Raw genomic sequence first — 14,460 nt, 5'->3', positions numbered from 1 at the left:
TTCCGGCCCGAATTCCCGGCCGATCCGCAATTCCAGCCCCCGGTTGGAGAGGGATTGTGCTGCGCCTTCCGGCGCGGCCACCACGTTAGCGGATTTCCCCGGCGACTCATAATCGAGCCGGCCAGGACAACCGGAAACACAATTCCGGGCACGCCGGAATCATTCCCCGATCAAGGGACGCCCTACTGAAGTGGTTGCCGCAGAAGCGGCGCGAGGTGGCCACCGCAGAACCGTTACGGCCCTGTGGCAACCCGAAGAACACTACACGAAGCCCCGGGGTGCTTCAAACCGGCCCCGGGGCGCGGCCGCCCGGCGTGCGTCAGCCCTGGCCCGAGGCCAGTTCGCGGCTGCGGTCGCGGGCCGCCTCCAGGGCGGCGATGAGGGCGGCCCGTACACCGTGGCCCTCCAGTTCGCGGATGGCGTTGATCGTCGTCCCGGCCGGGGAGGTGACCGCCTCTCGGAGCCGGACCGGGTGTTCCCCGCTGTCCCGCAGCATCACGGCCGCGCCGATGGCCGCCTGCACGATCAGGTCGTGTGCCTTGTCGCGCGGCAGCCCCAGCAGGATGCCGGCGTCGGTCATCGCCTCGACCAGGAAGTAGAAGTACGCGGGCCCCGAGCCGGAGAGAGCCGTCGCCGCGTCCTGCTGGCTCTCCGGGACGCGGAGGGTCTTGCCCACCCCGTTGAAGATCTCCTCGGCGTGGGCCAAGTGGTCCTCGGTGGCGTGGCTGCCGCCCGAGATGACCGACATGGCCTCGTCGACGAGCGCCGGGGTGTTCGTCATGACCCGCACGACCGGGGTTCCCGGCGACAGCCGCTCCTCGAAGAAGGATGTCGGGATGCCGGCCGCGCCGCTGACGACCAGGCGGTCGGCCGGTACGTGCGGCGCGAGTTCGTCCAGCAGTTTGCCCATGTCCTGCGGCTTGACCGTGAGGATGAGGGTGTCCGCGGCCTTGGCGGCCTCCGCGTTCGTGACGGCCTCGACCCCGTACCGGCCGCGGAGTTCTTCGGCGCGTTCCGGGCGCCGGGCGGTGACCAGCAGGTCGCTCGTCGCCCAGCCGCCGCGGATCATTCCGCTGAGGAGGGCTTCGCCGATCTTGCCGGTGCCGAGTACGGCCACTTTCTGGGTCATGGTGCGGTCCACCCTGTCCGATGCGGTTGCTGCCTGCTGCCTGCTGCTTGCTGCTGGTGTCTGCGCTGTCCGGTGGGCTCGTACGGCTCCGGGCGGACGGTTCCGTACGTGCGGCTCCGGTGTGCGGCGTCCATCCTCGCACCGGGGATGCCCTGCTGCGTGTGCTGTCCATTTGGCGGGCAGGGTGTGGGGCGCCTCCTCGGCGGCCCGTCTGTGACGACCGGGCCGACGGCTGGGCTCACGGTTGGGCCGGCGGCTGGGCTCTGGTGACGGCTGTGTTGGCGGCCGCGGCTCGTCGGGGTGCCTGCCTTTCCGGCGCTGTCCCGCGCGGGCGGGCGTCTATGCCGTACGGCGTCGGAGCGTGGCCGCGCCCAGCGCCAGGACCAGCAGCGCGCAGCCCGCGACGATGCCGGCGTCCCGGAAGAAGTCGCCGGTGACGGAGGAGTTGCGCAGGACCTCGTTCATGCCGTCGACCGCGTACGACATCGGCAGCACGTTCGAGACGGCCTCCAGTACGGGCTGCATCGTGTCGCGCGGCGCGAACAGCCCGCACAGCAGCAGCTGCGGGAAGATGATCGCCGGCATGAACTGCACGGCCTGGAACTCGGAGGCCGCGAAAGCCGAGACGAACAGCCCCAGGGCCGTGCCGAGCAGGGCGTCCAGAAGGGCGACGACGAGCAGCAGCCACGGCGATCCGGCGACGTCCAGTCCCAGTCCCCAGATCGCGAGACCGGTGGCCAGTGCGGCCTGGACGACGGCGAGCGCGCCGAAGGCCAGGGCGTAACCGAGGATCAGGTCGGCCTTGCCCAGCGGCATGGACAGCAGGCGCTCCAGGGTGCCGGAGGTGCGTTCGCGGAGGGTGGCGATCGAGGTCACCAGGAACATCGTGATCAGCGGGAAGATGCCGAGCAGCGAGGCACCCACGGAGTCGAACGTCCGCGGGCTGGCGTCGAACACCCAGTAGAGCAGTGTGAGCAGGACGCACGGGACGATCAGCAGCAGGGCGATCGTGCGCGGGTCGTGGCCGAGTTGCCGCAGCACGCGTCGGGCGGTGGCGAGGGTGCGGGAGATGTTCACGGCTTGCCTTTCCGCGGGGGCCGCCCGGGCCTGTTCCGGCCGGGAGGGTCGTGCCGGTGCGCCGGGGCCGTCCCGGCCGGCGGGGTTGCCCGGGCCGACGGGTCCGCTGGGGTCCGCGGCACGGCTTCGGTCGCCTGGTCGGATTCGGTCACCTGGTCGGCTTGGGTCGGCGGGTCGGCTCGGGTCGGCGGGTCCGTTGCCGTCGGCGGGTGGCCGGTCCCCGGCGTGCCGGGCGCCCGGGCGGCCTCGGCGTCCCTTTCGGCGTCGACCAGTCGCAGGAAGGCCTCTTCGACCGTTTCCGAGTGCGTACGGTCGCGGAGCGCGGCCGGTACGTCGTCGGCGAGGATCCGTCCGGCTCGCATCAGGAGCAGCCGCTGACAGCGCTCGGCCTCGTCCATGACGTGTGAGGAGACCAGGAGGGTGGTGCCGCGGTCGGCGGCCAGCCGGTGGAAGAGGTTCCACAGGTCGCGGCGGAGTACGGGGTCCAGTCCGACCGTGGGCTCGTCGAGCACGAGCAGTTCCGGGGTGCCGAGGAGGGCGACGGCGAGGGAGACGCGGGAGAGCTGGCCGCCGGAGAGGTTCCCGGCGAGGGCGTCGGCGTGGTCGGTGAGGTCGACGTCGGCGAGTGCCCTCGCGACCTGGTCGTGGCGGTCGGCGCGGGAGAGGCGGGGGTCGAGCACGGCGGCGTAGTAGTCGAGGTTCTGCCGGGCGGTGAGGTCGCCGTAGACGGAGGGCGACTGGGTGACGTAGCCGACGCGGGACCGGAGCGGGGCCGTCCCCGCCGGGCGGCCGAGCACCTCGAGGGTGCCGGTGACCTTCGCCTGGGTGCCCGCGATGGCCCGCATCAGGGTCGACTTGCCGCAGCCGCTGGGGCCGAGGAGACCGGTGACCTGGCCGCGCGGGATGTCGAAGTCGATGTCGTCCAGGACGGTGCGGCGGCCGCGGACGACGGTCAGGCCGCGGGCGCGTACGGCCGGGTCCGTTTCCGGGCCCGCCCCGGAGGCCGGACCGGTCGGCCGTTCGTGCGCCGGGGCGGCCGGTGAGGTGGCCGTCGGCGAGGCCGGTGAGGCGTTCGCGGGCACCTTCGCCGGTGGGTCCGGTGGGGAGCCGGGTCCTGTGCCCGGTGGTGAGTCCGGGAGTGGCTCGTCGGGGTTATTCATCATGTGATGAATTATGAGCGGCGGCCGGAGGACCCGTCAAGGACGACGAACGGGCGCGCCCCTCGGCCGGGAGCCGGCCGGGGGGCGCGTACGAGTCGGGTGGGGCCGCCCGGTATTTGGGGCGCAGCGGGTGGGTGGGGTGACGGGAGACGGGACGGGGTGGGGTGGGGAAGGGAAGCGGAGGCGTCGGCGAGACGGGGGCGGAAGCGCCGGGTGGGGCAGGGTCGGAGGCGAGATGCTGGAGGACCGGGACCGGGACTGGGACTGGGGCGCCGGAGCGGGCCGGGGCGCCGGAGCGGGCCCGGTATGCCGGGGCGCCGGGGCGGGCTCGGACTGCCGGGCGGCACCCCGGGAGGCTGCTCCGGGCTTGCGGAGGGGACGGCCCGGCGGCCGGCCGTGCGCTGCCGTAACCGCGCGGCGGTGCGCGCGGTGCCGGGCCCCGGCCCGAGCCGCGCGCCCCGCGCCGGGCCCTGATCCCGGATTCCTGCGCCCCGGGCTCCGGGTCCCGCGCCGAGCCCGAGCCCGGATTCCTGCGCCGCGAGCACCGCGCCGGGCCCTGATCCCCGAACCCTGCGCCGCGAGCCCCGCGCTCGAACCCTGATTTCCAATCCCTGCGCCCCGGGCCCCGCGTCCCGCGCCGAGCCCCGAGCCCCGAACCCTGCGCCGCGAGCACCGCGCCGAGCCCCGATCCCCGAACCCTGATCCCCGATTCCTGCTGCCCGAGCCCCGGATCCCGCTCCTCCCCCGCCCGTCTCAGAACGAGTCGAAGTCCAGGTGGCGCAGCTTGTCGGGGTTGAGGACGACGTCGATCTCGGTGATCCGCCCGCCGTGCACGGTGAAGGAGAACACCGCCGCCCATTCGCCCACCGGGTCGACGAAGACCAGGCCGGGCGCACCGTTGACCGTCTTCTCGTGCACGCTCATCACGTCCGGGTCGTAGCCGCCCATCAGGCCGTGGGCGAGGCGGGCCACCTTCTCGCCGCCGTACACCGGGCGGCGGGCGGCCGAGACCTTGCCGCCGCCGTCGGCACGCCAGACGACCTCCGGGTCGAGCACGTTCATCAGCGCGTTCAGGTCCCGGCCCATGGCGGCCGCGAGGAAGGCGTCCACCGCCCGCCGGTGCTCGCCGGGGTCGATCGAGCGGCGCGGTGCCTCGGCCCGCACCCGCTTGCGGGCGCGGGAGGCCAGTTGCCGCACGGCGTCCGGGGTGCGGCCCACGACCTCGGCGATCTCCGAGAAGGGGACCGCGAACACGTCGTGCAGCACGAACGAGGTGCGCTCCGCCGGAGTCAGGCGTTCCAGTACGGCGAGCATGGCCAGGCCGACGGACTCGTCCAGGGTGACCCGGTCCTCCGGCACGTCACCGCCGTCGACGACCGGTTCGGGCAGCCAGGCGCCGACGTACGTCTCGCGGCGGGCGCGGGCCGAGCCGAGCTGGTCGTAACAGATGCGGCTGACGACGGTCGTGAGGTACGCGCGGGGCTCGTCGGCCGTGCCGTCGGGGAGGGCCTGCCAGCGCAGCCACGCCTCCTGTACGGCGTCGTCGGCGTCCGCGACCGAACCGGTGATCCGGTAGGCGACCGCCCAGAGCCGCCCTCGGTGCTCCTCGAACTGCGCCAGCTCGGCCATGTCGCGATCCTCCCCTGTCCGCCGGCCGCCGGAGTGGCGACCGCCCTCGGCCGGAGGACGGTACGCCGGCCCGAAGTGTGACATCCCCCCGGCCGGCGTGCCGAGGGGCGATGACGCGGAAGCCCCCGGGTCAGCGTCGCCCGGCTCCCTTGCCCGTGCCCTTACCGGTGCCCGTGCCCGTGCTCTTGCCCGCGCGTTTCGCGGCGCGCTTGGCGGCGGCCTTCGCGGCCGGGTTGCCGGTACGGGCCGCGCGGCGCTTCTCGTACAGCTCGCGGTCGCGCTCGTACTCGGCGCGGCGCAGCTTCTCGCCCGGTGCCTCGATCAGCGCGCGGCAGAACCAGGCGAGCAGGGTGCCGATGAAGCCGATGGTCGTGAGGCTCTGCAGGGAGCGCTCGCCCGCGGGGTCGGCGGCCGGCTCGGGACGGCGGGTGAAGCCGTTCCAGGTGTGCCGGAAGCCGAGGGCGCTGCACACCGCGAACATCACCACGACCAGCATGCTGACGAAACCGCCGACCTCGGCGATGGCCAGGCCCTGGTAGCCGAGCCGCAGCAGCAGGGCGCCGACCGCGGCGGCGGCGAGGGCGCCGAGCGCGACTCCGGCACGGCGCAGCGCGTAGCCGCCGTCGTGGTCGACCCAGGTGGTGCCGAAGAAGCGGATGGGCTCCGGGCGGGGGCCGCCGCCCCGGTCCTGCTGCGGTTCGCTCATGCCGTCGATTATGGCGGCGGCCGGTGTACGGGCGCCGGGTGCCCCGGAGCAGCGTGCTCCGGGGCGGTCGGGGCGGTCGGTGGGCGGTTCCGGGCGGCGGCCGGTTCGGCGGTCCGTCCGCGCCTTCGGCGGCCGGTTCGGCGGAGCGGCGGCCGGCCGCGGTTCGCGGCGGGGGCCTTCGGCGGCCGGTTCGGCGGGGCGAGGGCCGGCCGCGGTTCGCGGCGGGGGCCGTCGGCAGCCGGTCGCTGTTCAGCGGCCGGGGCCGGTTGGTGGCCCGGTCGCGGTGGCGGCAGCTCGCCCGATCCGCCGGTCCCGCCGCTCCCTTCAACGGCCGGTGGGACGGTGCCGGGAGGGGCGGTTCGGTGGCCGGCGCCGGTCGCCGGTTCGCTGTCCGGGGCCGGTGCCGGGGCCGGGGCCGGTTCGGTGTCAGCCGCCGAGCATCGTCACGTCGCGGACGGCGCCCTTGTCGGCGCTGGTCGCCATCGCCGCGTACGCGCGCAGCGCCTGGGAGACCTTGCGCTCGCGGTTCTTCGGGGCGTACCGGCCGCCGAGCGCCTCGCGGCGGGCGGCCAGGTCCTCGTCCGGGACCAGCAGGTCCATGGAGCGGTTCGGGATGTCGATGCGGATCCGGTCGCCGTCCTCGACCAGGGCGATGGTGCCGCCGGACGCGGCCTCCGGGGAGGCGTGGCCGATGGAGAGCCCCGAGGTGCCGCCGGAGAACCGGCCGTCGGTCACCAGGGCGCAGGCCTTGCCGAGGCCGCGGCCCTTGAGGAACGAGGTCGGGTAGAGCATCTCCTGCATGCCCGGGCCGCCCTTCGGGCCCTCGTAGCGGATGACGACGACGTCGCCCTCCTTGATCTCCTTCTTCAGGATCTTGTCGACGGCCTCCTCCTGCGACTCGCAGACGACGGCCGGGCCCTCGAACGTCCAGATGGACTCGTCGACACCGGCGGTCTTCACGACGCAGCCGTCCTCGGCGAGGTTGCCGTAGAGGATCGCGAGGCCGCCCTCGGTGGAGTACGCGTGCTCGACGTCGCGGATGCAGCCGCCCGCGGCGTCCGTGTCGAGGGTGTCCCAGCGCTCGGACTGCGAGAAGGCGGTCGCCGAGCGGACACAGCCGGGGGCCGCGTGGAACAGCTCCACGGCCTCGGGGGACGGCGATCCGCCGCGGATGTCCCAGCTCTTGAGCCAGTCGGCGAGGGAGGGGCTGTGGACGGTGTGCACGTCCTCGTTGAGCAGGCCGCCGCGGTACAGCTCGCCGAGGATGGCGGGGATGCCGCCGGCGCGGTGCACGTCCTCCATGTAGTAGACGCCGCCGGGGGCGACGTTCGGCGCGACCTTGGACAGGCAGGGCAGCCGGCGGGACAGCTCGTCGATGTCCTTCATGTCGAACGCCAGCTCGGCCTCTTGGGCGGCGGCGAGCAGGTGCAGGATCGTGTTGGTCGATCCGCCCATGGCGACGTCCAGGGCCATGGCGTTCTCGAAGGCGGCGCGGGAGGCGATGCTGCGCGGGAGGACGGTGTCGTCGTCCTGCTCGTAGTGGCGCTTGGTGATCTCCACGACCGTGCGGCCGGCGTTCTCGTAGAGCGCCCTGCGGGCGGTGTGGGTGGCCAGCACCGAACCGTTGCCGGGGAGGGACAGGCCGATCGCCTCGGTCAGGCAGTTCATGGAGTTGGCCGTGAACATGCCGGAACAGGAGCCGCAGGTCGGGCAGGCGTTGTCCTCGATACGGGCGATGTCCTCGTCCGAGACGGAGTCGTTGACCGCGTCGGAGATCGCGCTGACCAGGTCGAGCTTGCGGACCGTGCCGTCGACCAGGGTCGCGCGACCGGACTCCATGGGGCCGCCGGAGACGAAGACGGTGGGGATGTTGAGGCGCAGCGCGGCCATCAGCATGCCGGGCGTGATCTTGTCGCAGTTGGAGATGCAGATCAGCGCGTCGGCGCAGTGCGCCTCGGTCATGTACTCCACGGAGTCGGCGATCAGGTCGCGCGAGGGCAGGGAGTAGAGCATTCCGCCGTGGCCCATGGCGATGCCGTCGTCCACGGCGATGGTGTTGAACTCACGCGGAATGCCGCCCGCCGCCTTGACCGCCTCGCTGACGATCCGGCCGACCGGTTGGAGGTGGGTGTGACCGGGCACGAACTCCGTGAAGCTGTTCGCCACCGCGACGATCGGCTTGCCGAAGTCCTCGCGCGCTACGCCGGACGCCTGCATAAGGGCTCGGGCGCCCGCCATGTTGCGGCCGTGGGTGACGGTGCGGGACCTCAGCTCTGGCACGGTGGTCACTCCCTTGGGGGTTCGCTGGTTCCGGAGACGGCGCGGCAGGGGCGCCTGGGCGCCGCCGTGCGCCGGTCCGGTCGCCGGTGCGCCCGGCGTACGGTTTCCTGTCGTCGCGCCCCGCGCGGGACGGACGGGTTCTGGAACCTACGAGCGTACGCCTCGCCGCCACGATCCGGACAGCTCGTCCGGAATCCGAGACGGGCGTCTCAGGCTTCCGGACGCCCGGCCTCCGGGGGCTCGGATTCCGCACCCCCTGCCTCCGTACCCTCGGCCTCCGCACCCCCGGCCTCCGGTCGGCCGGGTCCCCCGTCCTCCGGGGTCCGCGCCGCTGCCGGTGCCTCCGTCAGATAGCGCTGGAGCGTCGGCGCCACCATCCGGACGATGTCCTCGACATCCGCGCCCGCCAGCGGTTCCACCTTGATCACGTAGCGCAGCATCACGACGCCGACCAGCTGCGACGCGGCCAGTTCGGCACGGAACTCCGGGTCCGGCACCGCCAGCTCCGCCACCACCCGCGCCAGCATCCTGCGCAGCACGAAGCTCCGCAGCACCGCCGCGGCCGTCTCGTGCGTCACGGCGGACCGCACCACCGCCAGCAGCGGGGCGCGTGTCGCCGGGTTCTCCCAGACGGACAGGAAGAACCGGGCCATCCGCTCGCCGACGCCCTCCGGCCCCTGGGCCATGAGGTAGGGCAGGGCGAGCGCGGGCTCGAAGGACAGCTCGATCGCGGCGGCGAAGATCTGTTCCTTGGTGCCGAAGTAGTGGTGCACCAGGGCCGGGTCCACGCCCGCCCTGCCGGCGATGGCGCGGATCGACGCCTTGTCGTAGCCGCGCTCGGCGAACACGGTGCGGGCGGCCTCGAGGATCCGCTCGCGCGCGCCGGGGCCTTCCCCGGCGGTACGGCGAGCCGGACGGCCGCGACGGCGCTTCGGGGCCGGAGCGGGCTCACCGCGGGCACCGGCTCCCGGGCCCGCACCGTTCGCGCCCCTGCCCGCACCGGCACCCGTATCCGCACCCGCACCCGTACCGGCGCCCGCACCGGCGCCCGTACCCGTGTCCGTACCGGAACCGGACGGCGGCGGCGTGCCCCGGCCGGAGTCCGCGTCCGCCCCGGCGGTGCCGCTCACCTGCCGGGTACCCGCGACGCCGCCGCCAGGTGCAGCCGGGTGAAGGCGAGTGCCTCCGCGAGGTCGGCCTCGCGCTCGGCGCCGGACATGGCTCGGCGGGTGTTGACCTCGACCACCACATGGCCGTCGAAGTTGCGGGCCGCCAGTCCCTCCAGCAGCTCCGCGCAGGGCTGCGAGCCACGGCCCGGGACGAGGTGCTCGTCCTTGCCGGAGCCGTTGCCGTCCGCGAGGTGCACGTGCGCGAGCCGGTCACCCATCCGGTCGACCATGTCCAGCGCGTCGCTGCGCGCGGTGGCCGTGTGCGAGAGGTCGACCGTGAAGTGCCGGTAGTCGTGCTTGGTGACGTCCCAGTCGGGGGCGTACGCGAGCATCTCGCGGTCGCGGTACCGCCACGGGTACATGTTCTCGACGGCGAACCGGACGTCGGTCTCGTCCGCCATCCGCCAGATGCCCGCCACGAAGTCCCGCGCGTAGTTGCGCTGCCACCGGAACGGCGGGTGCACGACCACGGCCGAGGCGCCCAGCTTCTCGGCGGCCGCCCGGGCGCGCTGGAGCTTCGTCCAGGGGTCGGTGGACCAGACCCGCTGGGTGATCAGCAGGCACGGCGCGTGCACGGCCAGCACCGGGACCCGGTGGTAGTCGGAGAGCCGGCGCAGCGCCTCGATGTCCTGGCTGACCGGGTCGGTCCAGACCATGACCTCGACACCGTCGTATCCCAGGCGCGCGGCGATCTCGAAGGCCGTCGCCGTCGACTCCGGATACACGGAGGCGGTGGACAGGGCGACCTTCGCTTCCGGGGTGCGCACCACTGGTTGAGCCACGGGAGACAGCGTACGGCGTGTCCCGCCGGGCCCGTGAGGGCACGGGGGCGCGTGCCCCCGCGGCCGCGGCCGGCACGAGGGCGCAGCTCACACCGCTCGCGGGCGGTCCGGCACGGCTTCGTCCCTGTTGACGGCACCCGGGAACGTACTCGGCGGTAGCACCGCGGTACGGCGTCGCCGCCCGCCGGTGCGGAATGCGTCACACCGGACGCGGCCGGGCCCGCGCGCCGGGAGCCGGCGGAGCCGCACCCGCACACCGCCGGGCGCCCGGCCGGCCGGCAGCGGCCTGTTTCCGGCCGGGCGGCAGATCGGAGACCGCCGGGCACTACACGGGAGCCGGACGACCGCGCGCCGGGGCCGGCCGGGCGTCACACCGGCCCGGGCCCGGGGCACCGCACCGGGATGCAATCCGGGCCTCACACCGGCACGGGTTCGGGCCGTCACACGGGGACACGTTTCCGCCCTCACACACCGGGAGGCGTCCCCGATGTCACACACCGCGACGCATCCCCGATGTCACACCGGCCCGGGTTCGGCGCACCGCACCGGAACACCTCCCGGGCACCGCACCGGAACACCTCCCGGGCGGCGCACCGGACACGTTCCCGGCCTCACACCGGAAGGTGGTCCAGCCTCCGCAGGATCACGCCCTCGCGCAGCGCCCACGGGCATATCTCCAGGTCGTCCACCCCGAACAGGTCCATCGCCGCCTCCGCGACCAGCGCCCCCGCGAGCAGTTGCGGCGCCCGGGCCACGGACACCCCCGGCAGCCCGGCGCGCTCCTCCGCGGTCATCCCGGCGAGCTTCGGCACCCACTCCTCCAGGGCCGTGCGGCTGAGCCCTCGCTGGACGTACGGGCCCTCGGCGGAGCGGGCCGCACCCGTCAGCCGGGCGAGCTGCTTGAACGTCTTGGACGTCGCCACGACGTGATCCGGCGTCCCGAGCCGCTTGAACTCGCCGACGATCCGGGCGATCTCCGCCCGGACGTGCCGCCGCAGCGCCCGCACGTCCGCCGGGTCCGGCGGGTCGCCGGGCAGCCATCCGCCGGTGAGCCGCCCCGCACCGAGCGGCAGCGACACCGCCCGGTCCGGCTCCTCGTCGAGGCCGTACGCGATCTCCAGCGAGCCGCCGCCGATGTCCAGCACCAGCAGCCGCCCCGAGGACCAGCCGAACCAGCGGCGGGCGGCCAGGAACGTCAGCCGCGCCTCCTCCTCGCCCGTCAGCACGGTCAGCTCGACTCCGGTCTGTTCGGCGACCTCCGCCAGCACCCGGTCGGCGTTGGACGCCTCACGGACGGCGGACGTCGCGAACGGCAGCACGTCCTCGACGCCCTTGTCCTCGGCCGCCTGCAGGGCCTCCGCGACGGTCGCGACGAGCCGGTCGACGCCCTCGGCACCGATAGCGCCGTCCTCGTCCAGCAGTTCGGCGAGCCTCAGCTCCGCCTTGTGGGAGTGCGCGGGCAGCGGGCGGGCGCCGGGGTGCGCGTCCACGACCAGCAGATGAACCGTGTTGGACCCCACGTCGAGGACTCCGAGTCTCATACCGAGCACGCTACTGCGGCAGGTGAGCGGCCGGGCACCGGTCCCGGGCGCCTACGCTGGAGAGGTGTCGAAGACGAAAAAGGCGAAGCCGGACAAAGCCTCGAAGAACCAGCCGCAGCCGGAGCGGCACACGGTGTCGCCCGCCGCCGGCTCCCCCGCCGGCTCTCCCGGCGTTCCCGGCGGCGCCTCCGGTGCCCCCCACGCCCCCGACGAGCAGGGCCTCGACTTCCCCCGCGCCTGGGTCGAGTTCACCGACCCCGAGGACCCCGAGCAGGTCTTCCGCTGCGACCTGACCTGGCTCACCTCGCGCTGGTCGTGCGTCTTCGGCCGGGGCTGCCAGGGCATCCAGGAGGGACAGGCGAGCGACGGCTGCTGCACGCTCGGCGCGCACTTCTCCGACGAGGACGACGAGCAGCGCGTCGCCGCGCACATGGCACGGCTCACACCGGAGACCTGGCAGCACCACGCCGAGGGCACCGGCCCGCGCGGCTGGACCGAGGTCGACGAGGACGGCGACCGGAAGACCCGGCGCTTCGGCGGCGCCTGCATCTTCCACAACGGACCGGACTTCCCCGGCGGCTACGGCTGCGCGCTGCACACGCTGGCGCTCCGCGAGGGCCGCGAGCCGCTGGAGACCAAGCCCGACGTGTGCTGGCAGCTGCCGATCCGGCGGACGTACGAGTGGATCGACCGGCCGGACGACAGCCGGATCCTGATGGTGTCCATCGGGGAGTACGACCGGCGCGGCTGGGGCCCGGGCGGGCACGACCTGCACTGGTGGTGCACGTCGGCGCGCTCGGCGCACGGGGCCGGGGAACCGGTCTATGTGTCGTACCGGGCTGAACTCACCGAGCTGATGGGCAAGGGTGCGTACGAGCGGCTGGTCGAGCTGTGCGAGGCCCGGCTGGCGTCGCTGCTGCCGCTGGCGCCGCACCCGGCGGACCCGCCCTGGGCGCGGTGACCGGGGCTGTGACCCGAACGGTGCCCCGAGCGGTGGACCTGCCGTCGCAGCGTAGCGGCCTGCCGTCGCAGCGTAGCGGCCTGCCGCCGTCCCGCCGCCACACCGTCCCGCCGTCCCCCGCCGTCCCCCGCCGGCACACCGTCCCGCCAACCGCAGTACGGCCGTACCTCCCCGTCCGTGCCCTCCCTGTCCGTCCTCTCCCCGTTACGCCGACGGGCTCGCCGACGGCGAGGGTGACGACTGCGGCGGCTCCGACGGGGTCGGCTCGGGAGCCGGTTCCGTGGGCGTGGGGTCCGGGTCCGGTGCCGGGTCCGTGGGGTCCGGGTCGGGGGCGGGGGCCGCGCCCTCGCCGCTGACCGGGATCACCGTGCCGCCCGGGCCGACGGTGACCCGGGCCGTCCACGCCTCACGCGGCTCCCGGGAACGGTCCACCGACACCGTGATCGTCAGCGACTCGCCGGGGCGCAGCACACCGGCCGTGTGGCTCAGCCACAGCCACGGCGCGTCGGCTCCCGCCGTCCAGCGCACCGGGGCGCCGCCGGACGCCGTGAGGGTGATGAGCGTGGTGTCGCCGTTGGGCCGCGCGTCCACCGTCAGCCGGCCGGGGCCCCGGGTCGTACCGCCGCCGTTACGGCCGTCACCCGGGCCCGCGCCGCCGGAGCGGACGTCGTCCGGCCGCTCGGCTCCCCGCCCGTCGGCCGTGACCGTCGCGCCGGGGGTGGCGCCGTCCGCTCCGCCGCCGGTCCGCCTGCCGGCCTCGGCGTTGCCCGCCGGGTCGTACGGATAGGCCGCCGGATCATCCGTGTCCGAGACCCCGGCCGGCTCCGCGCCCCTGCTCTCGCCGAGCGGCGCGCCCCGGTAGGCGGCCCACAGCGCGAGCACGGGGGCGGCCACGACGGTCGCGACGACCGTCGTCGTCATGACGCGGCTGCGGATCACCCGGCGGCGGGCGGCGCGGTCCTTCGGGCGCACGGGGAAACCGCGCCGGTCGTAACGCGGCCCGTTCCGCGCGCCCCCGGCGGGCGCCCGCAGCTCGGACCGCATCGCCGCGTCCACCGCCGGACGCGGCGCCTCCAGCACCGGCAGGGTGCCGGGGGCCGAGGTGCTGCCGGGCCAGGGGCCGCCCGCCGAGGCGCGCTCGGCGGTGCGGCGGCAGACCTCGCAGTCGTCGACGTGCCGTACCAGCTCGCGGCGGAGCGAGGCGCTCAGCAGCACCTGGTCGTCGCCGGTCAGCCGGCTCACGGCGGGGCAGGTGCCGCGCTCGACGACGAAGAGCGCGGCCCGGGTCCGCTCCACCTCGCACGCGGCGGCGGCGAGCAGGGTCCGTGCGGCGTCGTGCTCCCGCCCGATCACGACCGCGACCTCCTGCGGCGACAGCTGGTGCCGCACGGCCAGTTCGAGCGCCTCGCGCTGCTCGGGGGTGGTGCCCGCGGCCTCGGGCCAGGCGAGCGCGGACAGTTCGCGGCGGCGCCGGGCGGCCGCCGCCTCGGTGAGCGGCGGGGCCTCGGGGCGGTGCTCGTCGGCGAGCCGCCGCAGGCAGGCCCAGCGGGTGAGGGCGTACAGCCAGGAGCGGAACTGTTCCGGCTCGGCCGGGCCGCGGCCGCCGCGGCTGTGCTTGCGCTCCGCGTGCGCCAGCACCTCGCCGAGCACGGCGGTGGCGGCCTCGTGCTCGCACATGACGGAGAGGCAGTAGGTGAACAGGCCGTCGAGATACGGCTCGTAGCGTGCCGGAGGACGCCGGGTGGCCGGGGTCTCCTCGTGCTGCGCCCGCCGGGGCGCGCGGTGCGTGCCGGTGGTGTGGGTGGGATGTCCGCGCCTGCTGCTCATCACTGGGCGACGGTAGGCAGATGGTGGTGCGGCACTCCCACCCCTTCCGCACTTTTAACCCGTACGAGTGACGATCTCCCTCAAAAGGGGACACGAACGTCCCCTTCCGGTGAATCCGGAGCGCTCCGGTGGACTTCCCCACATGGGTCGGGGGCTCGGCCCCGGTGGCCCGGGGAGTGCGGTCCCGGAGCCCCGCGCA

At 74.5% G+C, this 14,460-nt stretch carries 9 protein-coding genes and 2 pseudogenes; 1 reads left to right on the top strand and 10 read right to left on the bottom strand.

Annotation, left to right across the window (positions count from 1 at the left end):
• Positions 1-319 precede the first annotated feature (319 nt).
• The 9 genes and pseudogenes from proC to GCU69_RS19405 all read right to left on the bottom strand — a co-directional run bounded on the left by proC (position 320) and on the right by GCU69_RS19405 (position 11,473).
• Positions 320-1,129, bottom strand: a complete 810-nt coding sequence (gene proC, locus GCU69_RS19445; RefSeq protein WP_098752457.1) for a pyrroline-5-carboxylate reductase — start codon at positions 1,127-1,129, stop codon at positions 320-322.
• Positions 1,130-1,468: 339 nt separating this feature from the next.
• Positions 1,469-2,206 carry an ABC transporter permease gene (locus tag GCU69_RS19440; RefSeq protein ID WP_098752458.1) on the bottom strand — a complete coding sequence of 246 codons (738 nt, stop codon included), beginning with the start codon at positions 2,204-2,206 and terminating at the stop codon, positions 1,469-1,471.
• 236 nt (positions 2,207-2,442) lie between these two features.
• Positions 2,443-3,366 (bottom strand): annotated as a pseudogene (locus GCU69_RS19435) (ABC transporter ATP-binding protein); the annotation flags it as partial.
• Positions 3,367-4,119: 753 nt separating this feature from the next.
• On the bottom strand, positions 4,120-4,995 hold the full coding sequence (gene sigJ, locus GCU69_RS19430) for an RNA polymerase sigma factor SigJ (protein WP_098752459.1): 876 nt from the start codon (positions 4,993-4,995) through the stop codon (positions 4,120-4,122).
• Positions 4,996-5,125: 130 nt separating this feature from the next.
• Positions 5,126-5,701: a hypothetical protein gene (locus tag GCU69_RS19425; protein ID WP_156206738.1), complete on the bottom strand. Its 576-nt coding sequence runs from the start codon at positions 5,699-5,701 to the stop codon at positions 5,126-5,128.
• 426 nt (positions 5,702-6,127) lie between these two features.
• Positions 6,128-7,981: a dihydroxy-acid dehydratase gene (gene ilvD, locus GCU69_RS19420; RefSeq protein WP_098752464.1), complete on the bottom strand. Its 1,854-nt coding sequence runs from the start codon at positions 7,979-7,981 to the stop codon at positions 6,128-6,130.
• Positions 7,982-8,190: 209 nt separating this feature from the next.
• Positions 8,191-8,931 (bottom strand): annotated as a pseudogene (locus GCU69_RS19415) (TetR/AcrR family transcriptional regulator); the annotation flags it as partial.
• 176 nt (positions 8,932-9,107) lie between these two features.
• Positions 9,108-9,932, bottom strand: a complete 825-nt coding sequence (locus GCU69_RS19410) for a sugar phosphate isomerase/epimerase family protein (RefSeq protein WP_098752462.1) — start codon at positions 9,930-9,932, stop codon at positions 9,108-9,110.
• Between the two features lie 611 nt (positions 9,933-10,543).
• Complete coding sequence (locus GCU69_RS19405) at positions 10,544-11,473, bottom strand: Ppx/GppA phosphatase family protein (RefSeq protein WP_156206736.1); 930 nt, start codon at positions 11,471-11,473, stop codon at positions 10,544-10,546.
• Between the two features lie 64 nt (positions 11,474-11,537).
• Between GCU69_RS19405 and GCU69_RS19400 the strand changes: the two genes are divergently transcribed.
• The gene (locus tag GCU69_RS19400) at positions 11,538-12,434 is read left to right on the top strand and encodes a hypothetical protein (protein ID WP_098752463.1); all 897 of its coding nucleotides are present in this window, start codon (positions 11,538-11,540) and stop codon (positions 12,432-12,434) included.
• A gap of 204 nt (positions 12,435-12,638) precedes the next feature.
• On the opposite strand, the gene GCU69_RS19395 is transcribed toward GCU69_RS19400, so the two are convergent.
• Positions 12,639-14,261, bottom strand: a complete 1,623-nt coding sequence (locus GCU69_RS19395) for a BACON domain-containing protein (protein ID WP_156206735.1) — start codon at positions 14,259-14,261, stop codon at positions 12,639-12,641.
• Positions 14,262-14,460: the final 199 nt, after the last annotated feature.

Source organism: Streptomyces lycii, from assembly GCF_009735685.1.
Lineage (GTDB): Bacteria > Actinomycetota > Actinomycetes > Streptomycetales > Streptomycetaceae > Streptomyces > Streptomyces lycii.
Note: the sequence above shows the minus strand (reverse complement) of the source record. Positions and strands in the feature narration are given on the sequence as shown.